This is a genomic window from Methylobacterium sp. C33D, from assembly GCF_053345825.1.
This window is the reverse complement of record NZ_JBKFAV010000006.1, coordinates 25,191-48,546: the sequence shown is the minus strand read 5'-3', so window position 1 is coordinate 48,546 and position 23,356 is coordinate 25,191. Positions and strand designations below refer to the sequence as shown.

At 70.3% G+C, this 23,356-nt stretch carries 24 protein-coding genes; 13 read left to right on the top strand and 11 right to left on the bottom strand.

The window, feature by feature from the left end:
* The first annotated feature begins 76 nt into the window (after window positions 1–76).
* The 3 genes from ACLBXO_RS05830 to ACLBXO_RS05820 all read left to right on the top strand — a co-directional run bounded on the left by ACLBXO_RS05830 (window position 77) and on the right by ACLBXO_RS05820 (window position 3,054).
* Window positions 77–1,876: a copper resistance system multicopper oxidase gene (locus tag ACLBXO_RS05830; protein WP_447684769.1), complete on the top strand. Its 1,800-nt coding sequence runs from the start codon at window positions 77–79 to the stop codon at window positions 1,874–1,876.
* A complete protein-coding gene (locus ACLBXO_RS05825; RefSeq protein ID WP_447684768.1) occupies window positions 1,876–2,670 on the top strand; it encodes a copper resistance protein B in 795 nt (264 codons plus the stop codon). The genes ACLBXO_RS05830 and ACLBXO_RS05825 overlap by 1 nt, the downstream gene beginning before the upstream one ends.
* 72 nt (window positions 2,671–2,742) lie before the next feature.
* Window positions 2,743–3,054, top strand: a complete 312-nt coding sequence (locus tag ACLBXO_RS05820) for a hypothetical protein (protein ID WP_447684767.1) — start codon at window positions 2,743–2,745, stop codon at window positions 3,052–3,054.
* An 88-nt stretch (window positions 3,055–3,142) separates the two neighbouring features.
* Here the strand turns inward: ACLBXO_RS05820 and ACLBXO_RS05815 are convergent, their stop codons facing one another.
* From ACLBXO_RS05815 to ACLBXO_RS05765, 11 genes are all read right to left on the bottom strand, one after another.
* A complete protein-coding gene (locus ACLBXO_RS05815) occupies window positions 3,143–3,598 on the bottom strand; it encodes a MerR family DNA-binding transcriptional regulator (protein ID WP_447684766.1) in 456 nt (151 codons plus the stop codon).
* Window positions 3,599–3,912: 314 nt separating this feature from the next.
* A complete protein-coding gene (locus tag ACLBXO_RS05810; protein WP_447684765.1) occupies window positions 3,913–5,208 on the bottom strand; it encodes a multidrug ABC transporter ATPase in 1,296 nt (431 codons plus the stop codon).
* Between the two features lie 66 nt (window positions 5,209–5,274).
* Window positions 5,275–6,066 carry a GNAT family N-acetyltransferase gene (locus tag ACLBXO_RS05805; RefSeq protein WP_447684764.1) on the bottom strand — a complete coding sequence of 264 codons (792 nt, stop codon included), beginning with the start codon at window positions 6,064–6,066 and terminating at the stop codon, window positions 5,275–5,277.
* Between the two features lie 121 nt (window positions 6,067–6,187).
* Window positions 6,188–6,907 carry a lytic transglycosylase domain-containing protein gene (locus ACLBXO_RS05800; RefSeq protein WP_447684763.1) on the bottom strand — a complete coding sequence of 240 codons (720 nt, stop codon included), beginning with the start codon at window positions 6,905–6,907 and terminating at the stop codon, window positions 6,188–6,190.
* Complete coding sequence (locus ACLBXO_RS05795; RefSeq protein ID WP_447684762.1) at window positions 6,907–7,617, bottom strand: copper-binding protein; 711 nt, start codon at window positions 7,615–7,617, stop codon at window positions 6,907–6,909. Before ACLBXO_RS05795 ends, ACLBXO_RS05800 begins: the two co-directional genes overlap by 1 nt.
* 76 nt (window positions 7,618–7,693) lie before the next feature.
* Window positions 7,694–7,984 carry a copper-binding protein gene (locus ACLBXO_RS05790; RefSeq protein ID WP_447684761.1) on the bottom strand — a complete coding sequence of 97 codons (291 nt, stop codon included), beginning with the start codon at window positions 7,982–7,984 and terminating at the stop codon, window positions 7,694–7,696.
* 166 nt (window positions 7,985–8,150) lie between these two features.
* A complete protein-coding gene (locus tag ACLBXO_RS05785) occupies window positions 8,151–9,569 on the bottom strand; it encodes a multicopper oxidase family protein (RefSeq protein WP_447684760.1) in 1,419 nt (472 codons plus the stop codon).
* A 41-nt stretch (window positions 9,570–9,610) separates the two neighbouring features.
* The gene (locus tag ACLBXO_RS05780) at window positions 9,611–11,140 is read right to left on the bottom strand and encodes a TolC family protein (RefSeq protein WP_447684759.1); all 1,530 of its coding nucleotides are present in this window, start codon (window positions 11,138–11,140) and stop codon (window positions 9,611–9,613) included.
* Between the two features lie 47 nt (window positions 11,141–11,187).
* Window positions 11,188–11,484 (bottom strand): hypothetical protein, encoded by a 297-nt coding sequence (locus tag ACLBXO_RS05775; protein WP_447684758.1) that lies wholly within the window; start codon window positions 11,482–11,484, stop codon window positions 11,188–11,190.
* Between the two features lie 172 nt (window positions 11,485–11,656).
* Window positions 11,657–12,103, bottom strand: coding sequence for a hypothetical protein (locus tag ACLBXO_RS05770; protein WP_447684872.1), 447 nt, complete (start codon window positions 12,101–12,103; stop codon window positions 11,657–11,659).
* 208 nt (window positions 12,104–12,311) lie between these two features.
* Entirely contained in the window at window positions 12,312–13,079 is a 768-nt protein-coding gene (locus ACLBXO_RS05765) for a DUF2231 domain-containing protein (RefSeq protein ID WP_447684757.1), read from the bottom strand.
* A 528-nt stretch (window positions 13,080–13,607) separates the two neighbouring features.
* On the opposite strand from ACLBXO_RS05765, the gene ACLBXO_RS05760 reads away from it, so the two are divergent.
* The 10 genes from ACLBXO_RS05760 (at window position 13,608) to ACLBXO_RS05715 (ending at window position 23,303) form a co-directional block, all read left to right on the top strand.
* A complete protein-coding gene (locus ACLBXO_RS05760; RefSeq protein ID WP_447684871.1) occupies window positions 13,608–14,162 on the top strand; it encodes a sigma-70 family RNA polymerase sigma factor in 555 nt (184 codons plus the stop codon).
* Window positions 14,159–14,809 (top strand): NrsF family protein, encoded by a 651-nt coding sequence (locus ACLBXO_RS05755; RefSeq protein WP_447684756.1) that lies wholly within the window; start codon window positions 14,159–14,161, stop codon window positions 14,807–14,809. Before ACLBXO_RS05760 ends, ACLBXO_RS05755 begins: the two co-directional genes overlap by 4 nt.
* A gap of 579 nt (window positions 14,810–15,388) precedes the next feature.
* A complete protein-coding gene (locus ACLBXO_RS05750) occupies window positions 15,389–15,793 on the top strand; it encodes a hypothetical protein (RefSeq protein ID WP_447684755.1) in 405 nt (134 codons plus the stop codon).
* Window positions 15,794–15,874: 81 nt separating this feature from the next.
* Window positions 15,875–16,279 carry a FixH family protein gene (locus tag ACLBXO_RS05745; RefSeq protein WP_447684754.1) on the top strand — a complete coding sequence of 135 codons (405 nt, stop codon included), beginning with the start codon at window positions 15,875–15,877 and terminating at the stop codon, window positions 16,277–16,279.
* Window positions 16,276–17,808 (top strand): efflux RND transporter periplasmic adaptor subunit, encoded by a 1,533-nt coding sequence (locus ACLBXO_RS05740; RefSeq protein ID WP_447684753.1) that lies wholly within the window; start codon window positions 16,276–16,278, stop codon window positions 17,806–17,808. Before ACLBXO_RS05745 ends, ACLBXO_RS05740 begins: the two co-directional genes overlap by 4 nt.
* The gene (locus tag ACLBXO_RS05735) at window positions 17,805–20,996 is read left to right on the top strand and encodes an efflux RND transporter permease subunit (protein ID WP_447684752.1); all 3,192 of its coding nucleotides are present in this window, start codon (window positions 17,805–17,807) and stop codon (window positions 20,994–20,996) included. Before ACLBXO_RS05740 ends, ACLBXO_RS05735 begins: the two co-directional genes overlap by 4 nt.
* Window positions 20,986–21,462, top strand: a complete 477-nt coding sequence (locus ACLBXO_RS05730; RefSeq protein ID WP_447684870.1) for a DUF411 domain-containing protein — start codon at window positions 20,986–20,988, stop codon at window positions 21,460–21,462. Before ACLBXO_RS05735 ends, ACLBXO_RS05730 begins: the two co-directional genes overlap by 11 nt.
* A gap of 249 nt (window positions 21,463–21,711) precedes the next feature.
* Window positions 21,712–21,924, top strand: coding sequence for a heavy-metal-associated domain-containing protein (locus ACLBXO_RS05725; protein WP_447684751.1), 213 nt, complete (start codon window positions 21,712–21,714; stop codon window positions 21,922–21,924).
* A 91-nt stretch (window positions 21,925–22,015) separates the two neighbouring features.
* Window positions 22,016–22,492 carry a hypothetical protein gene (locus tag ACLBXO_RS05720; protein ID WP_447684750.1) on the top strand — a complete coding sequence of 159 codons (477 nt, stop codon included), beginning with the start codon at window positions 22,016–22,018 and terminating at the stop codon, window positions 22,490–22,492.
* Between the two features lie 478 nt (window positions 22,493–22,970).
* Window positions 22,971–23,303 carry a four-helix bundle copper-binding protein gene (locus ACLBXO_RS05715; RefSeq protein WP_447684749.1) on the top strand — a complete coding sequence of 111 codons (333 nt, stop codon included), beginning with the start codon at window positions 22,971–22,973 and terminating at the stop codon, window positions 23,301–23,303.
* Window positions 23,304–23,356 lie beyond the last annotated feature (53 nt).

Genomic DNA, 23,356 nt, shown 5'->3' with positions numbered 1-23,356 from the left:
CGTGGGAAGGCGGCAGCCTCACGGCAACCTGACATGTCGCCCGGCCCCGCGCCGTGGCCCATCTGAGAGACCGCAGGTGGCGTCGATTCCGAAGAACAATCCCTCTCCGACCCGTCGGAGGTTCGTCTCCGGCCTTGGCGCCTGCGCCGCCGTGGGCCTCGCGGCGCACGACCGCTCCGCCTTCGCCCTGGCGAGCCCGGGCGAGCCCACGGTGCCGCGGGCGGCCACGTACGACCTCACCCTGGCCCGCGGCACGGTCGACAAGACCGGCACGCCGACCTGGGCAAACACCATCAACGGCGGCGTTCCCGGACCGGTGCTGCGCTGGCGCGAAGGCGACGTCGTCACCATCAACGTCCGCAACGAACTGCCCGAGATGACGGGCATGCACTGGCACGGCATCATCCTGCCCAATGACATGGACGGCGTACCCGGTCTGGAATTCCCGGGCATACAGCCGGGCGAGACCTTTACCTACCGCTTTCCGGTGCTTCAGAGCGGCACCTACTGGTACCACAGCCACATGGGCTACCAGGAGCAGAAGGGGGTCTACGGTGCTCTGATCATCGAGCCGCGCGGCCGTGACCTGGTCCAGGCAGACCGAGATTACGTCGTGCTCCTCAGCGACTGGACCGACGAGGATCCCGAGCGCATCCAGAACAAGCTCAAGTACCAGGCCGACTACTACAACTTCGGCAAGCGCACAGTGCGGACGTTCTTCGCAGACGCCGAGCGCAGCGGGCTCGCCGACACGATCAAGGAACGCTGGCACGAGTCCGAGTCGCGCATGGACCCCTCCGGCCTGGAGGCGCCGTCCGGCGAGACCTACACCTACCTGATGAACGGGCAGCCGCCCGGGGCCAACTGGACGGCGCTGTTCCGGCCCGGGGAGCGGGTCCGGCTGCGCATCATCAACGCCTCTGCGGCGACCTACTACGACGTGCGCATCCCCGGCCTGACCATGAGCGTGGTCAACGTCCACGGCAACGACGTCGTCCCGGTGCCGGTCGACCAGTTCCGCATCGGCGTGGCCGAGACGTACGACGTGATCGTGCGTCCGCGCGAGGCGCGAGCCTACACCATCATCGCGCAGGACCTCGGCCGCTCGGGATACGCCCGCGGCACGCTCGCGCCTCGGCCGGGGATGGAGGCGGAGATCCCGCCCTTCGACCCTCGGCCGCTGCGGACCATGACCGACATGGGCATGCAGGGCATGATGGGCCGCGACCAGATCGGCGCGTCCCACCCCGACGGCTCACGCATCGGCGGCATACTCGGCGAGCACGCCCGCGAAATCGTCCCAGACGAGCGTCGCCTCGCGGGCCACCAACCCATGGCGAAGCTGCCGCCTGGCGTCGAACTCGACGAGACCGGCGTCGAGGTCCAGATGAAGCCGAAGATGCTTTCCGACCGCACTCGCATCCCGGGCGACGGCCTGAACCAGCTGAACCGCCGCGTCCTGACCTACGCCGACCTGCGCTCGATCAACCCCGCCGTGGACGACCGCCCGCCGACGCGCGAGATCGTGCTCCGGCTCAGCGGCAACATGCAGCGGATGATCTGGGGATTCGACGGCAAGAAGTTCACCGAGGTCGGCCCCATCGATGTGACCGTAGGCGAGAGGTTCCGGCTCGTGATGGTCAACGAGACGATGATGAGCCACCCGATCCACCTGCACGGCATGTGGATGGAGTTGGAGAACGGTCACGGCCGGCACCGACCCTACCTCCATACCGTCAGCGTCGCCCCTGCCGAGAAGCTGTCGATGCTGGTAACGCCGGTCGCAACCGGGCAATGGCCGCTGCACTGCCACATCCTGTACCATTTCGAGGCCGGCATGTTCCGCACCCTCCGCGTCCTGCCGAGGGGGGCCTGATGCGCGCGCCGGCAACCCTCGTCCTCGCCCTGTCAGTCCTCACCCTCGCGCCCTCGGCCGCGCTCGCCCAGAGTGTCACGGGCCTCCTCAACGGCGGCACCCGCCTCGGACCCGACACGCTCCAGGGGGCGGCGCCCTACGGCAACCCGATCCTCGACGACCGGGTCTACGCCCACGCCTTCCTCGACCAGTTCGAGGGCCGCCTCGGAAGCGAGAGCTACTTCCGCTACGACGGTCAGGCCTGGATCGGCGACGACTACAACAAGCTGTGGCTGAAGTCGGAAGGTCGCTACAACGCCGACAACCGCGGCCGCTTCTCCGACGGCGATCATGAGGCCCTCTACGCCCGGCCGATCTCGACCTACTTCGACATGCAGGTGGGCGTGCGCTCGGACATCGACAGCCTGCGAAACCGGACCTGGGCGGCCTTCGGCATCCAGGGCCTCGCCATCGGTTTCTGGAACCTCGAACTGACCGGCTACGCCAGCGACAACGGGCGCTTCGCCTTCCGGGGCAACGCCTCGTACGACCTCTACCTGACGCAGCGCCTCATCCTGCAGCCGCAGATCGAGATGAACGCCTACTCGAAGGCCGACCGCGGCCGGGAGCTCGGTTCGGGTGTCTCGGACATCGATATGGGGCTGCGCCTGCGCTACGAATTCACCCGCGAAATCGCGCCGTACGTGGGCCTTTCCTACCAGCAGTTCCTGGGCGGTACGGCGGACTACCGACGCCGGTCCGGCGAGGGCAGCGGGGACCTGCGGGCGCTGGCTGGACTCCGCCTCTGGTACTGAACCGCATCCCGACAGCCAGACGCACCGTACGCCGTCGCAATGCGGTGTGCTGGGTGGCCGTCCGATGCCGCGATGCCTTCCCTCGCCGAACCGTGGAAATCGACCGTGCCGCACGCCTCCCGCCCGATCCTTGCCGCGCTGTCGCTCCTGGCCGGCCTTTGTCCCGCACAAGCGCAGGTCGTCACGGAGCCGGGGATGAAGGGCTTCGGGATCAGGGCCGTGGAAGGGAGGACGCTTCCCGAGATGCTTGGCCGCTGCGCCGACGCCGACAGAGGCGAGGCCTCCCTCGCGCCGGGCGAGACCCCGGCCCTGCTGGCCGCACGATGCGATCAACTCCGGCGTTCGCTTCGCACCCAGCCGGGTAACACGGCGCAGCGGCGCTGACCCGCGGTCTTCCGACACGGTCGTTCGTTGGGTGAGTGAGGCCGGCGTGCCGCGGTCCCGGATCGACCTATTGCCCGGACCGAGCCCGTCATTTCGTCGGGCTGGCCCCGATGCGCGTCGACGGGGCTGGAGCAGACCCGCTGCCCGGCCGCCTAGGCTCGCGGGCGAGGGCATCGATCAGCGGGCATTCCGGCCCGTCGTCGCCGGGGCAGGTCTCTGCGAGATCCCGCAAGGAGGCCGCGGCGCCCGCGAGCGCGGCGGCGCGTCGTTCCATGTCGGTCGCGCGCCGGATGGCCAGGTCCTTCACCCCGGCGCTGGCACGCGCCTCGTCGTGCCACAGGCGCAGCAGCATGGCGGTGTCTGCGACCGAGAAGCCGAGGAGGCGGGCCCGGTGCACGAACCGCAGCGTCCGCACCTCGTCCTCGGTGTAGACCCGATGGCCGGACAACGACCGGGTCGGCGCCGGGATCAGGCCGGCGCGCTCGTAGTAGCGGATCATCTTGGGCGAGATCCCGCAGGCGCGTGCCGCCTCCCCGATCCTCATCGCCCGGCCTCCCGTTCCGTCGAAGCGCCCAGAAGCGCCCGGACGAGCCCGGACGCCGCGACCGACCGGGCCCCGCGAACGCCCCGCTCCGGCGAACGCCGGGAAAACCCGAGGCGCGGTCGCATCGCGGGCGGCCGCAGGTCCCATGGCGTCGCCGCGGCCGGATGAACCGATGGTGGACTCCCCGGCGCCATACACCCGTCCGTCATCGCGCGCGGATGCGGCCGCACCGGAACCTCGTCCGGCGCGCGGCCCGGGAGGGTGGAACGGGCGTGTCCGCGATGGGGGAAACGCATGGCATTAGCGCGCATCGGCTAGGCCGCCTCCCGCGTCGACACCGACCTCGCGATGGCCGGCCGAACGCTGGCCGGAAGCTCGACGGCGCGCATGACCTCCGCGAAGCGCGCCGCGGCGTCCGACCAATCCTGGGCGAAATCGAACAGCTCCCGGAGGGCGGGCGCGATCTCCTTGTAGGCCGCGAGCGCCGCCACGAGGGCGCCGAGGGAGAGGCGGCCTTGCACGACGAGATACCCGCCGATCAGGAAGAAGAAGAACGGCGTGAGGTTGGAAGTGTAGTTGTACAGGCTCTTGATGCCGCCCTTCATGTCGTTGATGGCGATCCGGATCCGCTCAAGCTCCTCGACGTGGGCCATCCGCCGCCGCAGCGACGAGGCTGGCGCATCGCGCCCCGCCACGGACGGGGCGAAGCCCGGCGGCTCGGCGGCCTCGGGCGTGGTGACGAACGCGCCGAGCGCGCGCGTGGCGAGGACCCGTTGCCGCACCTTCGCGTTCAGGCGCCCCTGGAGGCGCGGCAAGACCGTGAGTTGCACCGGCAGCATGATCAGCGCGGCGAAGCCCAGGGCTACGTCCTGCATCAGGAGGAAGGCGACGCTCGTGACCAGCACACCCCCCTGCACGATAGGGACCGCGACGAGGCTGCCGCCGAAGTAGCCGATGGGCTCGACCTCCTGGACGGCCACGGCGGCGAGCGTCGTGCGGCGTTCAGCCGAGCGCTCCGTGCGTACGCGCCGCAGGACGGCTAGGCGCAGGCGGCGCACGACGCGCTCGTTGACGCGTCCGCGGACCCGGTTCGCCGCGTACTTCAGGAGCCCGTTCCCGGTGAGGACGGCGAGGTAGCCGGCGCACAGGGCGAACAGGAGTTCCGTGCGGCCGAGCGGGAGGCCCAGGAGCGTCATTCCTGGATGCCCGTCGCCCCGCGCATCGGCGAGGGCATGGTTGACGATGTGCTTGGGTATCTCAAGGGTTAGCCAGGCCGCGGGCAGCGTCGCGAGAGACAGGAAGACCAAACGGACCTGGATGCCGAAAGTGGCACCCAGGACGTACGTCTCCAGGCGCCGGCCCAAACGGAGCCCGAAGCCGCGACGTCGACGGCCGCGGGACGCACCGGCCCGCAGGGCATCGGCGGGTCCGGAGGCAACCGCCGATTGCCGTTGACGGCGCAGCATGGCGCGGCCGACGAGCCACACGGTCCAAGCCGGCGCAACGACGAAGACGAGCAAGGCATCGGCGACGATCCACCAGTGGCCGTGCGGGTAGTCGAGGCCGGTGAGCCTGTGGGCGAGGTTGTGCAGGGCTTCGATTGCCGTCACGGGGCAGCTCGTTCCGTATTTCCGGTAGGAGAGGGCGCGCGTCGTTGGCCTCCGCTCGCGATGGTCTCAGCCGTCATCCGGCGACCCCGCCTTTCGTGCGCCCCCGTTCGAGGGGATGCCGTCCCCGGCGCCGGCGCCATCGTCCCTCGGCGTGGCGCCCCCTCCGCGACGCACGGGCCCCGCGTTCGGATCGAATCGGACGGTGCGGAAGGTACCGAAGGCGAACTGGCGTCTGGTCCGGATCGAAAAGGGTGTGAAGCCCGCCCGTCGAACCGCCTTGAGGGAGGCCGCGTTGTCGGCGTCGACGAAGGCCACCAAGCGTCGCTTGCCCAAAGCCTGGGCGCGTTCGGCGATCAGGTGCACGGCGGCCGCCATGACGCCCAGGCCGCGGAAGGATGCCGGCGTGAAGGCGTTCTCCAGCATGGCCTCATTGGCGGCCAGGACCGGCAGGGCGCCGGTCCGCCGGATTGCGTCGCCGTAACCCGGGCCGGTGAGCCACTGTATGTGGCAGGGTCGGCCGGACACCTCATCGACGAGCACGAAGCAGCGGCTCGGCAGGACGCCGTACGCGGCGGCGCGCAATCGCCACCTGACGTCGTCGCGTTCGCGCTCGGCCGTCTTGTCGCCCCCGACGGGGAAGAGGGCCGGCAAATCCTCCGGCCGGAAATTGCGCAGATGGACCGGGATCCTGGCGGCCGGCGGTTCGACGACGGCCGAGAGGTCCAGCGTCAGGCCTATCGAGACCCGCTCGGAGAAAAGGCCCAGGGCCATGCGTCGGGCCACCCTGGCGCGCAGCATCGACCATCCATCGCCGAGGGAGCCGTCGCCGCGCGCGTTCGGGTAGGGCTTGAATGTCATGCCGGGCCTGCCTCGCCTCGCAGGAGGCGCGCCGGGGCGACCGTGCGAAGACGCGCACGGGTCACCGGCCATTCTCGGCGCACCTGGGTCGATGGCAGCAGCGCCGCCCGTGCGGGTCGCATCAGCCGCCCCCCATGATCCGGGCGGTCCGTATCTCGACGGCCCGGACGCGCGCCACGTGGGCGGCCCAGAACCGGTTCGCCAGGAGCGTGACGGCCGTCGGCGCCGCGCCGGGTTTCGTTGCGTATGTCCGAGGGATGCCAGAACCGGCCGTCGTCGCGACCGCCGCGAGCGGCGAGCCCGTGGCGGCCAGCCGGTCGCGTGCGTGCCGGCAATAATCGACGGAACGCGGCGTCATGCGCTCCTCGCCGTGGCCGGCGCGGTATTTGGCGAGGGCGCGGCACACGTCGCCGCCCGCGAGGCGCCACGCCCGAGCGAGGTAGGCGACGCCGAAGCGGACGTTCGTAGCCGGGTCGAGGAGTTCCGCGGCCGGCCCGCGATGGCCGAGCATCGCAGCCGTGGCCGGTCGGACCTGCATCAGCCCGAGTTCGCCGACCGTTCCGACGGCCCCGGCGTCGTAGCCGCTCTCGACGAACGCGACCGCCTCGGCGAGCGCGGGCGGGACCCCACGTGCCGATGCCTCCCGCGCCAGGAGTTCGCCGTAGGCGGCTCGACCGCCGGCCGTGACGTTCCCGATGTCGACGCCCGTGGCGGCTGTTCCCGCGGTGCCCCCCGGCCCCTCCGCCGCCGTCGCCGCGCCGGCGGCCGCGGCAAGACTGAGGAGGACGCCGAGGGCGCGAGGCGCCGCGGCCGGAAACGGGCGCCGTCGGCCGGCCCCCATCACTTGGCCTTCTGAATGCGTGTGACGGCGATGGACCCGTTCACCCGGTCGGCCGAGAACCGCACCCGCTCGCCGGGCTTCAGGCCCTTGAGCATGGCCGGGTCCTGGACCTTGTAGGCCATGGTCATCGCGTCCATCCCGATGTTCGGGATGGTCTCGTGGTCGAGGGTCACCTTGCCCGCGGCGTCGTCGACCTTCTTCACGGTCCCGGCGACGAGGGGGGCGTTGGACGACACCGGCGGCGGAGCGGGCTGCGATTCCGCCTTTTCCGCGGGAGGGGATTCGGGTCGGGCCTGTGCCGGTGCCGCCTTCGCTTGCCGGTCGAGCGGTCCCTCGCCCGACGGCGTCTGGTTCGGCTGCGGCCGGTACCCGGCCTCGCGGCTGCGGACCAGCCACTGCTTGAGGGCGTCGATCCTCGCCTGCTGCTCGTCCTGGATCTTCTGGGCGGTCTCGCGCAGCTGCCGGTCCCCGCCATAGTCGAGTTGAGTCTTGGCCAGGAACAGCGTCTCCTCGTAACTGGCGATGAGCAGCTCGGCGAAGTCCCGGTCCGGGTCGCCGGTCAGCTTCGTGTCCCGGAATCGGTTCGCCATCGTCTCACGCGCCCGTTCCAGGGCGGCCGGCGCGCCCTTCGCGGGTTGCGCGCCGGCGGGTTCCGGGACCGGGCAGACGAGGGCCGCCGCGAGCGCGGCGGACAGGATCAGGCGTTGCATGGTCGCTCCATCTCAAAGTGTCGGCGCCCTCGCGCGGGACCGGGCGGAAGCCGCGCAAGGGCTCGCCTCTGGGGCGCTACTTCGCCTTCTGGATCTTCGTGACGGTGTAGCTCCCGCCCGTCTCGGCGACGTCGAAGTCGACCTTGTCGCCGGCCTTGAGATCCTTGAGCATCGCCGGATCCTCGACCGGGTAGGCCATCGTCATCGCATCCATGTCGAGCTTCGGGATCGCGGCGTGGTCGAGCGTCACCTTGCCGGCGGCCGGGTCGACCTTGGTCACGGTGCCCTTCACGGACTGCGCCCACGCCGGTGCCGCTACCGCCAGGAAGGCCGCCGAAAGGACGGCGAGCGTGATCTTGCGTCTCATGGCTTCTCTACTCCTTGAGTCCATCGAACCGCCGCGCCGGCGCCGTTGAGGGGATTCGGCGACCGACGCGGCGGACTTCGGAAGGGAGCGCTCCCATTCCGAATGGGTCTGCCCGCCGCGCGCGAAGCGCTCCCGGCGGGCCCTCGGGCGGCCCCTTGCCGCCCGCTCAGTGCTCGTGGCCGCCCGTGTTCGACGCGGTCCGGCGCGTGCGCGGGTCGACGACCCGCAGATCGGTCTGGCGGGCGCGCCGGCCCTTCGGCGTGTCCGGGGCGCGGGCCGGCTCGGGCATCGGTTCGCCGGTCCACTCGTAGGCGAGGGTGCCTTCCGGGTGCCGGTACCAACCCGGGTCGCGGTAATCGCCGGCCGCCAAGCCCGGGCGGACCTTCAGGACCGTGAACATCCCGCCCATCTCCACGGACCCGAACGGGCCCGTGCCGGTCATCATCGGCAGCGTGTTCTCGGGGAGCGGCATCTCCATCTCGGACATCATGCCGCCGCCGGTCGAGCCCATCGGCATGTAGCCCGGCGCGATCTTCTGGATCTGCTTGGCGGTGCTCTTCAGGTTCACGCCGATGTAAGTCCGGACCGAGTGGCCCATGGCGTTCATGGTGTGGTGCGACTTGTGGCAGTGGATCGCCCAGTCGCCGGGATTGTCGGCGTTGAACTCGATGGCCCGCATCTGCCCGACCGCAACGTCGGTCGAGACCTCCGACCATTGGCGGCTCTCGTCTATCCAGCCGCCGTCCGTGCCCGTGACCTTGAAGTCGACGCCGTGGACGTGGATCGGGTGGTTGGTCATGGTCAGGTTGCCGAAGCGCATCCGGACCTTGTCGCCCTGGCGCGCAACCATAGGGTCGATGCCCGGCCACACGCGGCTATTGAAGCACCACATGTTCATGTCGAGCATCGTGTTGACCTTGGGCACGTAGGACCCGGCCTCGATGTCGTAGGCGTTCAGCAGCCAGACGAAGTCGCGGTCGACCCGCCGCTCGGCCGGGTCGCGCGGATGCACGACGAAGAAGCCCATCATGCCCATCGCCATCTGGACCATCTCGTCCGAATGCGGGTGGTACATGAAGGTGCCGGAGCGCCGGAGGATGAACTCGTAGACGAAGGTCTTGCCCGGCGGGATGCCGGGCTGGGTCAGCCCGGCAACCCCGTCCATGCCGTTGGGCAGCGTCTGCCCGTGCCAGTGCACGGCGGTCGCCTCCGGCAGGCGGTTGGTGACGAAGATGCGGACCTTGTCGCCCTCGACCGCCTCGATGGTCGGTCCCGGCGACTGGCCGTTGTACCCCCAGAGCCGCGCGTTCATGCCGGGGGCCATCTCGCGCACGACCGGCTCGGCGATCAAATGGAACTCCTTCCAATCGCCGCGCATGCGCCAAGGCAGCGTCCAGCCGTTTAGCGTGACCACCGGCTGGTAGTCCGGCCCGCTGGTCGGGTAGAGCGGCGGCTGCATGGTCGCCTTGTCCATGATCGGGGCCTCCGGCAGGCCCGCGGCCTGGACCCGTCCACTGATCATCGACGTGCCGGCGAGCACGAGGCCGCCTGCTCCCAGGACCCCTCTGCGCGAGATGTCGGTCATGATCTCCCTCCGAATGTCATGGGCGGACTGGCGCGCATGCGTCAGCCGCCGGGCGTCGCGACGGCGAGGCTCGTGCCCGGGCTCCCTCCGGCGGCCTCGCCGCCGTAGTTGTCCGCCGAGAACCCGCCGCCGACGGTAGCCGCCTTGAGGTCGGTCGCCGCGATCCAGAAGTCGCGCTGGGCCTCGATCGCCTGGATGTTGCTTAGGATCCTGGCCCTGGCGTCGACGATCAGCGTGGTCACGTCGAGCAGCATGCCGCTGTACTGCAGCAGCGCCTGGTCCTGGATCGTCCTGCGCAAGGGTAGGACGCTGGTCTGGTAGTGCCGGGTGATGTCGTACTGCCCGCGATAGCGCTGGTACGCCTCGCGGACCTCCGAGCGGGCGTTGACCGCGCGCTCCGCGAGGCGGTTCGCGGTGGCGAGGTAGGACTCCTTCGCGCCGCGGACCGCCGTCGTCCCGAAATCGTAGACGGGGATGGTGAGATCGGCCGTGAACCCGTTCAGGCTGCTCTTGTCGACCTTCGGAGCGGAACCGCTCTCGAACGTTCTCGACCGCGTGTACTGGTTGGCGAAACCGACGTCGAAGACGCTGACGAAGCCGCTGGCTTGGTTTAGCCCGAACTGCCCGACGAGCGACTGCAGCTCGAACCGGGCGGCCTGCACGTCGGCCCGCTTGCTCACCGCCTCGGCCTCGATGGCGCGGCCGTCCACGAGGCGCTTCGGAAGCGCAGGCAGGCCGTTCGGCAGCCGGAAGTCGATCTCGCGCCCCCAGAGGCCGAGCAGGCGGGTCAGGCGCTCGCGCTCCGCGCGCTGCTGGACCCGCGCCTTTCCCAGCTGCGCGCCCAGCTCGCTGTAGAAGGCGTGCTCCCGCGCCTGTTCCAGCTTGTTCAGCGCGCCCGTCTCGCCGAGCTGCGTGGCGAGCGTCGAGGCGGAACCGGCAGCCGCCAAGGCCTGCTCCAGGAAGGCGGTCGCCTGGTTGGCCGCCACCGTCCGATAGAATTGCCGCCGCGCCTCGCCCCCGAGCCGCAGGACCTGGTCCGCCGCGTTGTACTGGTCGGCCTTGAACCGCTGCCGCGCGATCTCGGCGCGCACCGGCAGCGTCGCCAGTTCCAAAACGCTCGCGGCCACGGAGCGCTCGATGTCCGTGTTGAACCCCAGCCCCCACTGCGTGATGGAGAAGCGCGGGGAGGGCGGCAGCGTGGCCTGCACGTATTGCGCCTCGGATACGCCGAGGTCGTTGAAGGCGGCCTGCAGGCCCCTGTTTTTGAGCAGGGCGACCTGCACGGCGCCGTCCGCCGTCAGGGGATGCCGCAGCAGCTCGTCCACCCGCGCTTCCGCGGTCGGCGCGATCCCCTGGTCGCCCCCCTTCAGGATGTCCTTGCGCAATTCGAGCGAGGCGTAGTCGCCCGCGACCGAGAGGCCCGCGTCCGGCGAGAAGCTCGCGCAGCCTCCCAGGAGCGAGGCCAGGACGGCCAAGCTCGCGGCCACGCGCGCGGGATGCCGCCGGACGGTCCCGCCCGGCGCGCGCGCGGTCCCGCCGGCTCGTCCCGGCACGGTCGTGATGCGTCCCATGTCGGGTAGTCCGGGATGCGAGCCGGTTCGGTTACAGCGGCGGACCATCATCGGCCTCCGGAATCGCGCTTGCCGCCCATCCCGGGCATCCCGTCCATGCCCGGCATGCCCTTCATCCCGCCTGACCCCGCCTTGGGTGCGACCTGCCGGTTGAGCTCCCGCCAGTCCTTCGGCTCGACGACGCGGAAATCCTGCACGCCCGCGGTCACCTTCGCGTAGCGGGGTGGCGGGACCGGCACGTTCGGTTCCGAGGGCAGGACGAGCCCGACCGGCACCGTGGCGGGCATGCAGCCGGCGAGCGGCAGGACCGCCGCGAGCGCGGCCGGTCTCGGCAACTTGAACATCGTGGGTTTCCCGGACAGAGGCGGACGGCCGAGGGCGAAGCCCGGCGCGGCGCCGGTCGCACGGCCGGGGCCGGCGACGGCGTCGCGCCCGACCGAGGCGTCGGGTCGTCGAACGGAATGGTTGCTCGTCCCGCCGAAGCGGCCGTGGGCGGTCGCTAGAACGCCCCGTGCGTCAGGCGCCCAGCCTCGGCGGCCGCTCGATCCGGAGCGGATGCGCATCGACGGCCCCGTCCTCCTGGACGATCAGGACCCGGTCCGAAGGACGGTAGTCCGTAGGCGTACCCAGCCAGACCGCCACCGGGAGCGCCGCTTGGCAGCCGAGGGTGCAACACGGCGACGGGCAGGCCGGGCGCTTCGAACGGTGCCGGTGTCCCGGGCAGCCGTCATCGCCGGCGGTCGCAGCCGGCACGTCCTGGGAACTCGCCTGAAGCCCGGCCGGCCCGGTGGCATCCGGACCGTCGTACCCCTGACGCGTGTGTGCGTGACGTGCCTGCGGCATCGCGCCCGCGACGTCGGCGAGCACGCGGTCGGCCATCGCGGCATGCCGGCCCATCGTGCACGGCGCGGCCGGCGCGATGGCCAAGGCCACGGCGACCACGGCAAGCAGCAATGTGCGCACGATGTTCAACGATCAGGACCCCTGCCTAATCTTGGCGTACATTCGCACGGCCCGGCGGAAGCGGCAATCCACGGCGGCGGGCGCACGCCGTCGAAGAACAGTCTGTTGGATTTGCGCCACAAGCCAGTTTCGCGAAGGCTATCGCGAACGCGCCGACATGCACGACACGGTTGGTTGGTCGCAAACCGGACCCGCGGCGGCGCGCTGGTCAGTGCCTGTGGTCGTGGTCGTGCGGAGCGGCGGCATCCGGAGCCTGGGGCGTCCCGGCCTTGCCCGCGGCGGCATCGGGCGTATTCGGCCCCTGCAGGGCGGTCGCGGGGGCCTGATCCTGAGCTAGGCCGTGGTCATGGTCGTGGTCGTGCCCATGGCCATGGTCGTGCGGAGCGGCGGCATCCGGAACCTGAGCCGTCCCAGCGTTGAGCGCGGCGGCATCGGGCGGGGCCGGACCGTCCGCAGGAACGTGGTCATGGTCGTGGGCATGAACGTGGGAATGGCCGCTGCTCCCGGGATGGACGTGGTCGCCCGATTTCGGGAGCGCCATGACGCCCAGGCCGTAGCGGTAGACGTTCTCGCCGCCGAGCCAGCCCGTTACCGCGAGCGCCCCGCTCCCCCCGGCGAGGAGCGCGAGCAGCGCGATGCCGGCGCCGACGCCCTTGTGGCGCTCCAGCCAGGCTACGCCCCCGGCGACGAGAAAGACCAACGCGGTGGCGAGGGCCCAGCGGAGGTGAACGGACATGTTCTCGTGCGAGGCCGCGTCGTGCGCGACCGTGTTGTACGCCGACCAGCCGGTCGCGAGGGTCGCGCCCGTGACCGCAATGCCGATCGCGAGGTTCCAACGGGCGGCCGTCGTGAGCGCGGCCCCGGACGGCGCTTTCCTGAAGAGGGTCCCTGCGGCGAACAGCGCGGTGGCCGTGATCAGGAGGGCGACCGTGAAATGGACCGCGACCGGATGCCAGTTCGGGATCACCTCGATCATGACCTTAACTCCAAGGAAAGCGTCGATTGCGTGACGGCCGGCGTTCGCCCGGACCGGTTCGGATGGCGGAAAGTGCGTCGAGCGGGACGTCGTGCCGTGTCGAACCCGCCGTCGTCGCCGGATCGGAGGAGAGGCACGTTCTCGGATGCGGTCTCGGACGACCAATCTTGGTGGACGGGGTCACGCCCGCAGGGAGTCCCGGGCGCCCCGTGACCACCTCCTCTCCCCCGTAACCGGCTCGGGTGTAAGAACGGCGCTCAGGCTTGGCAATAATTCGCCGCACATGCCTGCGGGTGGGGGCATACCCAGAGCGCTGTAACCTTTCGGGCTCCGTTTGCGGACTGCCCTTCGAGCGGTGGCGGTTCCCTGTCGCGTTCGGGCAACCGGCCGCGTGACACGGATCGTCGGACGACGTGCGCGCCCCACGCGGCACGGCGCGGCGGTCGCGAGGGGCATAGCGGGGTGGTGGATGACGCGACGGACTTCGAGCTTAGGCCCGGCATCCACGAACCGGCTCGTCTAGCCCTGGTGCCCCGGGCGGAGGAGGAACTGCGGGGGCTGCTCATCGCCAGCCTCGGGGGCAGCGCGGCCGACTACCGGCGTTTCCTCGGGCGCCTCGGCTCGCATCTGCGCGCGTACTACAAGGGCAAGCTGGTCCGCTCCGGACGGAGCGACACCGAGGCGGAGGATCTCGTCCAGGAGACCCTGATGGTGATCCATGCGCGCCGGCACACCTATGACGTCACGCAGCCGGTGACGCCGTGGATCCACGCCATTGCCCGGTACAAGCTCATCGACCATCTCCGGCGCACGCGCGCGTCCACGACGGACGTCCCGGTCGAGGATGCGGGCGTGCTGGTCGCCCACGACGACCACGTCGCGGCGGAGAGTTCGCTCGACGTCGAGCGCCTCCTCGCGCACCTGCCGGCCAAGATGAGGAATGCGATCCGGTCGACGAAGGTCGAGGGACTGAGCACCGCCGAGGCGGCTGAACGCTCCGGCATGACCGAGACCGCGGTCAAGGTGAGCGTCCATCGCGGCCTGAAGACGCTGGCGAACCTGGTGGGAGGCAAGATGCGATGAAGACCGACGAACTCATCGGCCTTCTGGGCAGCAGCTTCGAGCGCGAGCCGGTCCGGACCCCGTGGATGACGCGCCGGCTCGGGCTGGCGGTGGCCGTCGGCGCCGCGGCCGCGCTTTGCCTGGCACTCATGGTTCTGGGCGTGCGCCCCGGCCTGATGCAGGCTCGCCCGCTGGTGTTCCTCGCGTTCAAGTTCGCGTTCGCGGCCGCGGTCGGAGGCCTCGCGCTCCGGTATCTCGTCAGGGCCGCGAGGCCCGGCGGCGAGAGCCGCGTCCATCTCGGGGTCGCCGCCCTGCCGTTCGTCGCGGTCGCGGTGCTCGCGGCGGCGAGCCTTTCGATGAGCCCGCGCGAGCACTGGCACGGCATGATCTCGGGCCACACCTGGCTCGAATGCCTCGTCTCGATCCCCCTGATCGCCGTCGTGCCGTTCGCCGTCGTGACGTGGGCGGTCCGGCGGTTCGGGGCGCCGACGGACCTCGTGCGGGCTGGGGCCCTGGTCGGCCTCGCCTCGGGCGCGGTCAGCGCGCTCGGCTACTCCCTGCACTGCATGGACGACACCGTGCCGTTTGTCGCCGTCTGGTACGGGGGAACCATCGCGCTGTGCACGCTGGCGGGTGCGCTGCTGGGACCGCGCCTGCTCCGATGGTAGCGAACACGCCGGGAGCGTGCCCAGCCGGTTGGCGACGATGACGGGGTATGGGGGCGTCGGGCGCAGCATGGAAAAAAATTTGCGCGGCGCCGTAACGATGAGCGCGGGACGTGCGGACTGAAGGAAAGGAGCAGCGAGCTTCCGAGTATCAATCGAGTTCCGTCATGAGAATCAAGGTCATTCCCGTCTTCGTCGGCATCGCAATGCTTGCCGCACTGCCAGGCTACGCGCTTGCGGGATGGATGGACAACGTCCCGTCCCGCTTCGTACCCCAGACGCACCGGACGCCGCCCCGTCCTGTCGAAACGGTTGAGGTCGGCGCGACGACCGGGTCAATCACTGGGGTGCCCCGGCGTCCTTCCGCCGACCGGCCGTCGCGTCCCACCCGGGATTTCTGAGGCCTTCGGGCGTCCCAAACCGGCGACGAGGTCTATCCATCGCTCGCGGGGCGCAATACGCCCGAAGCCGGTCGGCCGGCGGGCGACATCCGCACCGTCCCGTTCATGCCGCGACCATGCCGCATGGTGGACGGGCGGCGTTGACCTTCCGCCCTGACCGAAAAACTGGCATCGTAGATTCGTGACGTTCTGGCTCGCCTTTCGGCGGCTGATCCCGCTGCTTGCGGTTCTCAGCCTCGCCCTGACGCCGGTGGCGGTCCCCGCGGCCGTCGCGGGCATGCGCGCGTCCGTCACGGTGCAGTCAGGCGTCGGGCACGAGGCGCTGCCGGTCGCGGACCGCGCGGATATGGCGGACGTCGACATGGCCGAGATGCCATGCTGTCCGCCCGTGAAGGCGATGAAGCCCGACTGCGCCAAGGCGGGTTGCCCGCTACTGGCGCTCTGCCTCGCCGGCATCGCTTCCCTCCCGCCATCCGCGGTGTCCGTACCGGCACCGGTCGCGACGCGGACGAGCCGGGCGTGGCCCGATGCTGCGGCCTTCGCCAGCATGCACGGGCCTCCGTTACCCGAGCCCCCCCGAGCCTGAGCTTGATGCGGCCGGCGTGAGCGCCGGCACGATGCCGCGCGACCGCGCGCTGGCGACCATCGCGTTCAGGAGACCACACCCGTGATCAAAAATTTCTTCGCGCGCGCCCTTACGGCCGCGCTGCTCGGCGCCGCCCTGTCGGCCCAGGCCCTGCCGGCGCTCGCCGGCATTAAGGACTACCAGTTCCAGCTGGTCCAGTCCGAGGCGAAGGTCGGTGACGCCGTCCTCGCCGTCCGGCTCGTCGACAAGCGCAGCGGCAAGCCGGTGACCGACGCCGTGATCTTCGCCAAGCGCCTCGACATGGCGCCCGACGCCATGGAGGAGATGGCCACCAAGGTCGAGCAGGTCCCCTCGACCGAACCCGGAATCTACCGCTTCAAGGCCTATCTCGGGATGCAGGGCCGCTGGCGCCTGTCGCTGGCCGCCAAGGTGCAGGGCGAGACCGGAACGGTCGAGGACGACCTGATCGTCCAGGCCGCCAAATGAGCCGGCCCGGATGGCTCGCCGGGGCTCTCGCCGCGCTCGCGGCCGTGGGTGTCGGGTATTGGGCGGGGCACGACGGCCCCGCCGTGTCCGAGCTCGCCGGACGCGCGGTCTCGGGGCTGCCGACCTCGCTCGCGGACCGGGCTCGCGACGGGCTAGCGCATCTCCTGCCCCCCGCGGCGGGCGTCGTGAGGGGTACCCCGTCCGGCCCGGTCGTCTACTACCAAGACCCGGACGGGAAGCCGGTCTACTCGCTCGCGCCGATGGCCACGACGGACGGGCGCGAGTTCCGGGCCGTCCACGCCAGCGAGGACGTCCGCTTCGACGGAGAAGCCATGGCGGCCATGCCCGCCGACATGGCCGCCCACGGCATGGCGGACGGCGGCCAGCCGGCCGGGTCATCCAAGCCCGGCTCCGGTGACCGACGCGTCCTGTACTACCGCAATCCGATGGGCTTGGCCGACACTTCGCCGGTGCCGAAGAAGGACTCGATGGGGATGGACTACATCCCCGTCTACGCGGGCGAGGACGAGGGCGGCAACGTCGTGACCGTCTCCCCCGGCAAGGTCCAGCGCACCGGCGTCCGGACCGAGACCGTGGAGCGCCGGGTCGTCGCCCAGCCGGTGCGCGTGCCCGGCACCGTCGCCCTCGACGAGCGGCGCGTGACGGTCATCGCGACCCGCTCGGACGCTTACGTCGACCACGTCGAGAACGTCACGACCGGCGACCGGGTCCGCAAGGGCCAGCCCCTGGTCCAGATCTACTCGCCCGACATCAACGCCGCCGCCGCCCAGCTCATCGCCAATCCAGGCTTCGACGGCGCCCGGCGGCGCCTGCAGAACCTCAACGTCTCGGAAGCTGTCATCGACGAGATGGAGCGCACCCGGAAGGTGCCGATGGCCATCACCTGGTCGTCGGCCCGGGACGGCATCGTGCTGCAGCGCTCGGCCATCGAGGGGATGAAGGCTGCGGCCGGCGACACGCTGTTCCGCATCGGCGACATCTCGGTGATGTGGGTGCTGGCCGACGTGCCCGAGCGCGACCTCGCCGGGGTGCGCGTCGGACAGCCGGTGACCCTCCGGGTCCGCTCGGCCCCGGGGCGCACGTTCTCGGGCAAAGTCGGCGTGATCTACCCGCAGGTTAACCCGGACACCCGCACCACACGGGTCCGCATCGAGCTGCCGAACCCGGACGGCGCGCTCCTGCCCGACATGTACGCCGAGGTCGACATCGCCACCGGGACCGGCAGGCCCGTCGTGGCGGTCCCCGACGACGCGGTCATCGATACGGGCGCGCGACAGGTCGTGCTGCTCGCCCGTGGCGAGGGCCGGTTCGAGCCGCGCGAGGTCAAGATCGGGGCACGTGGCGCGGGCTACACCGAGATCAGCGAGGGCGTCGCGGCCGGCGACCGGGTGGTCACGGCGGCGAACTTCTTGATCGACGCCGAGAGCAACCTGAAGGCGGCGTTGCAATCCATGGCGGCCCCGAAGGCGGACGACCGGCAAGCCGTGAACATGGAGACCAAGCCATGATCGCGCGCCTCATCGGTTGGTCGGCCCGCAACCTCGTCTTGGTGCTGGTCGGGACCGTGTTCGCCGTGGCGGCGGGGGTCGTCGCCCTGCGCACCCTGCCGCTCGACGCCATCCCCGACCTCTCGGACGTGCAGGCCATCGTCTACACCGAGTATCCGGGGCAGGCCCCTCAGGTGGTCGAGGATCAGGTCACCTATCCTCTGACCACCGCCATGCTGACCGTGCCGAAGGCGAAGGTCGTGCGGGGCTTCTCGTTCTTCGGCGTCTCCTTCGTCTACGTCATCTTCGAGGACGGCACCGACCCGTACTGGGGCCGCTCGCGCGTGCTGGAATACCTCAACGGCGCGGCGAGCCGCCTGCCGCCCGGCGTGACGCCGACGCTGGGGCCCGACGCGACGGGCGTCGGCTGGGTCTACCAGTACGTGGTGGTGGCCCGGGAGCGGACGCTCGCCGAGCTGCGCTCCTTGCAGGACTGGGTGGTTCGCTTCGGCGCGTCACGGGCCGAGGGCGTGGCTGAGGTCGCCGGCGTCGGCGGCTTCGTGAAGCAGTACAACGTCGTCGTCGACCCGAACAGGCTGCGCGCCCAGGGCATCTCGCTCAACAAGCTCCGGGACGCCATCCGGACGAGCAATGCCGACGTCGGCGGCCGCACGGTCGAGCTGTCCGAGTTCGAGTTCATGGTGCGCGGCCGCGGCTACCTCAAGAGCGTCGCCGACATCGAGAACATCGTGCTGAAGACCTCGGGCGGCACGCCGCTGCGGGTCCGGGACGTCGCCCGGGTCGAGCTCGGGCCGGACGAGCGCCGCGGCATCACCGAGCTGAACGGCGAGGGCGAGGTCGCCGGCGGCATCGTCCTGCAGCGCTTCGGCGCCAACGCGCTCAACGTGATCGAGGGCGTGAAGGCGAAGCTCGCGGAGGTCGCGAAGAGCCTGCCGGTCGGCACCGAGATCCTTCCCGTCTATGACCGCTCGCAGCTCATCGACGCGGCCATCGACACCCTGCGGCACACCCTGGTCGAGGAGAGCGTCGTCGTCTCCCTGGTCTGCATCGTGTTCCTATTGCACGTCCGCAGCGCGCTGGTGGCCATCCTGATGCTGCCGGTGGGCATCCTGATGGCATTCGCCGGCATGAAGGCCCTGGGGTTGGGCGCCAACATCATGAGCCTGGGGGGCATCGCCATCGCGGTCGGCGCCATGATCGACGCCGCCATCGTCATGATCGAGAACGCCCACAAGCACCTGGAGCGGGCGCCCCCGGGCAAGCCGCGCGTTGAGATCCTGGTCGCGGCCGCCGCCGAGGTCGGCCCGTCCCTGTTCTTCTCGCTGCTCATCATCACGGTGAGCTTCCTGCCGATCTTCACCCTGGAGGGCGAGGAGGGCAGGTTGTTCGGGCCGCTCGCCCTGACCAAGACCTTCGCCATGGCGGCGGCAGCCCTGCTGTCGGTGACCCTGGTCCCGGCCCTCATGACGCTGTTCGTGCGCGGGCGGATAGTCCCGGAGCACCGCAACCCGGTGAACCGGCTCCTGATCTGGCTCTACCGGCCCCTCATCGCCGGCGTGCTCCAGGCCCGGGTCCTGACCATCGTGCTGGCCCTCGGCGTACTGGCGGCCACCGTGTGGCCGGCGCGTCAGCTCGGCTCCGAGTTCATGCCGGAGCTGAACGAGGGGACGTTGATGTACATGCCGACCACGCTGCCCGGCATCTCGGTGACGAAGGCGGCCGAATTGCTGGCGACCCAGGACCGCATCATCAAGAGCTTCCCGGAGGTGGCCTCGGTCTACGGCAAGGCGGGCCGCTCCAACACGGCGACGGATCCGGCGCCGATGGAGATGGCCGAGACCATCATCAGCCTCAAGCCGAAGGCCGAGTGGCGCCCGGGCGTGACGCTCGCGAGCCTGAGGACAGAGATGGACCAGGCTCTGCAATTCCCGGGCGTGTCGAATGCCTGGACGCAGCCGATCCGTGCCCGCATCGACATGCTCTCGACCGGCATCCGGACGCCGGTCGGCATCAAGGTGCTCGGGACAGACCTGACGGTCATGGAGAAGGTGGCTCGCGAGGTCGAGGCGGTGGTGCGTAACGTGCCTGGAACGTCGAGCGCCTACGCCGAGCGGGTGATCGGCGGGTACTTCCTCGACATCGCACCGGACCGCGAGGCGCTCGGGCGCTACGGCCTGAGCGTCGGCGACGTGCAGGACGTCGTCGCCTCGGCGCTCGGCGGCCAGAGCGTCACGACCACGGTGGAGGGCCGCGAGCGCTACACCGTGAACGTGCGCTACCCGCGGGCCTTCCGCTCTGACCCGCGGGCGATCGCCGACGAGGTGCAGGTGCCGCTGCCCGCCGGCGGGACGGTGCCGCTTAGGGAGGTCGCCAAGGTCGAGCTCACGCGGGGGCCGACCTCGATCCGCACCGAGAACGGGCAGCTCGCGGTCTACATCTTCGTCGACCTCGCGGGCCGGGACCTCGGCGGCTACGTCGCCGACGCGCGGGCTGCGGTCGAAAGCGAAGTCAAGCTACCCCCGGGCACGACGCTGCAGTGGAGCGGACAGTACGAGTACCTGGAGCGGGCCGAGGCGCGCCTCAGGATCGTGGTGCCGTTGACGCTGCTGGTCGTGTTCCTGCTGCTCTACCTGAACTTCCGGCGGCTGACCGAAACGCTCATCGTCATGCTGTCGCTGCCCTTCGCGCTGGTCGGGGGCGTTTGGCTGATGTGGTGGATGGGCTTCAACATGTCGGTCGCGGTGGCGGTCGGCTTCATCGCCCTCGCCGGAGTTGCCGCCGAGACCGGCGTCATCATGCTGGTCTACCTCGACCACGCCTGGGACGAGGTGCGGGCCGCGTGCGGGCGGAAGGGCCAGCCTCCGACGCGAGAGGATCTGCGCCGCGCCATCATGGTCGGCGCGGTCGAGCGGGTGCGCCCGAAGATGATGACCGTCGTCGCCATCATGGCGGGCCTCCTGCCCATCCTCTGGAGCACCGGCTCGGGCTCCGAGGTCATGCAGCGCATCGCCGTGCCGATGATCGGCGGGATGGTCTCCTCGACCGTGCTGACGCTGGTCGTGATCCCGGCCGTATACGCGCTGGTGAAGGGCCGCGGATGCCGCCCGCGACGGCGGCGGCGGAGAGCGGCACGCGGACGACCATGGCCGCGGAATGAGAGACGGAGAGAAGTGAATGATGAAGGCTGACAGGGTGCCATCGCGCCGGACCATGCTCATCGGTCTGGCAGTCGGGCTGGCCATGGGGCGGCAGGCGCTCGCCGCCGGCCTGCCCGAGGTGGCGGTGACCAAGGACCCGAGCTGCGGCTGCTGCGAGAAGTGGGTGGCCCACCTGCGCGAGGCGGGCTTCAAGGTGACGGTGACCGAGGGTCCCGTGAACCCGGTCAAGGCGCGCCTCGGGGTGCCGCGGGACCTCGCCTCCTGCCACACGGCCCAGGTCGGCGGCTACGTCGTCGAGGGTCACGTCCCCGCCGGGGCGATCAAGCGGTTGCTCACGGAGAAGCCCCAGGGAACGGGCTTGGCAGTTCCGGGCATGCCGGTCGGCTCGCCCGGCATGGAGGTCGAGGGCATGGAGCCGGACACCTACGACGTGGTCCTGTTTAGGCCCGATGGCCGGAGCACCTTTGCCCGGTACCGGGGCGGGATGCCGGCCTGAGGCTGCAGCGGGTTCCGCGTTTGGGTATCGCCGCAGGCGGTGCCGCCTCCGCGCCCGACTTGGATGTGGGTTTCGGACGCTCGTCCCGCATGACGTAGCCGGTCGGCGCCCGCTCGCTGTTCTCGCGGTTGAGAGCGATCTGGAGGGCAGTGTCCGACGACCCGCACCGGATTCGAGACACTCACGACCCTTGACCTTCCCATTATGGGAAGCCCCACCTGGGAGTGACGCCGTCAAAGGGAGAGCGTCATGCATCGTTTCCAGGTCGAAAAGATGGGCTGCGGGGGCTGTGCCAAGTCCGTGACACGGGCCATCATCGGCATCGAGCCGGACGCCCAGGTCGCGGTGGATCTCGGGGCGAAGCTCGTGACCGTATCGGGCGCCGCCGGTCCGAGCGACCGCATCGCCCGGGCCGTCGCCGCCGCAGGCTATCCGGCCGAGCCGCTCGACGCGACGACGTGAAACGGCCGGGCGGCAACCAAACCCAGCTGCGCGCATTCACGTGCCAGGGGCGACGCCGTCCCGACATACTGGATCGAGACTAGCGACCGGCATGGATTTCGACCGGCACATCGTGCGTTGGATGGCGGCGATGATCCTCGCGATCTTCGCCTACGCCGCGCCTTCCGCGGTCGAGGCGCACGAGGGACACGTCCACTGCGCCGGCCACAAGCGCGTGGTATCGGTGGTTCCTAGAGGGTCCGTTTCCAAGGCGACCCTCGCTCCCGCCGCGTCGTCGAGCATCGCAGAGATGCCGGTGAAGCTCCTGGCAGCGCCCCGCCTCCAGGCGGCGGCCGGCAGGTCGACCGCCTCGCTTCGGGCAGCCGGTGCCGACCGAGGCTGCTGCTCCGACGCCTGTAGGCGCGGCTGCTGCTGGGCGATGGTTTGCGGCACGGTCGGCATCGTCGCCGGAGCCGCATCCCTGGCCGCCCCGGTATTCCGTGCGGCCGTGCTGATCCCGCACGACACACCCGGTCGCGCGGGCATCGGCCCCGAGGCGCTGCGCAAACCACCACGAACCTTCGCGTGAGATGAGGCGCGCCTGAGGCGCGCGACGCCCGAGGTGCGCCCGCAAACGCGGCCCGCGCCAGGACATCCCATCGCGAGGTTTCCTTCCATGTCCAGTCGTCTTGCTGCCGCCTTCGGCGTATCGGCGCCGTCAGGGCCGCCTATTGGGCCGCACTCGCAATGCGCGAGCGCGACGGCGCGTGCGCCCGGCACCGCGGGCATTGAGCGGCTCGGGATTTCCCGGAGCTTGAGGCCTCGCGACCCCCACGGCACTCCGGCCGTGCGGTTCGTGGCCAAGTCGACCCGGCGCAATAGCGTCGGTCGCCGGCCGTTTCCGCCCCCTGACGTACGCTCTCTTGATCGCAGTTGTTCAGAGCTGTTTTTTGAACACTTTGTGTATCAAAAAGTTATTTAACTGTCATGGCCGCCATAATGGCTTGTTCGGCAGCGGAATTATCAGTCATGACAACTTCGAAAAGTTTTGTAACAGGAGGTATCAGATGCATAGAATGTCGAGCGAGATGCAGTCCTGCATCGACGAGTGCCTGCGTTGCTATCAGACCTGCCTCGGCATGGCCTCGAACCACTGCCTTCCGGCCGGCGGCAAGCACGTCGCGCCGGAGCATTTCCGGCTGATGCTGGCCTGCGCCGAGATCTGCAGGACCTCGGCGCACTTCATGCTGCTCGGGACCTCGCACCACAAGCATACCTGCGCGGAGTGCGCCGACGTTTGCGAGGATTGCGCTCGCAGCTGCGAGCAGGTCGGCGACATGCAGCCCTGCGTCGAGCAGTGCCGTCGCTGCGCCGAGAGCTGCCGGAAGATGGCCGCCTGACCGACCCGGGGCGGCCGGTCGAGGCCGCCCCTCAACCCCAAGGAGAGGAGGCG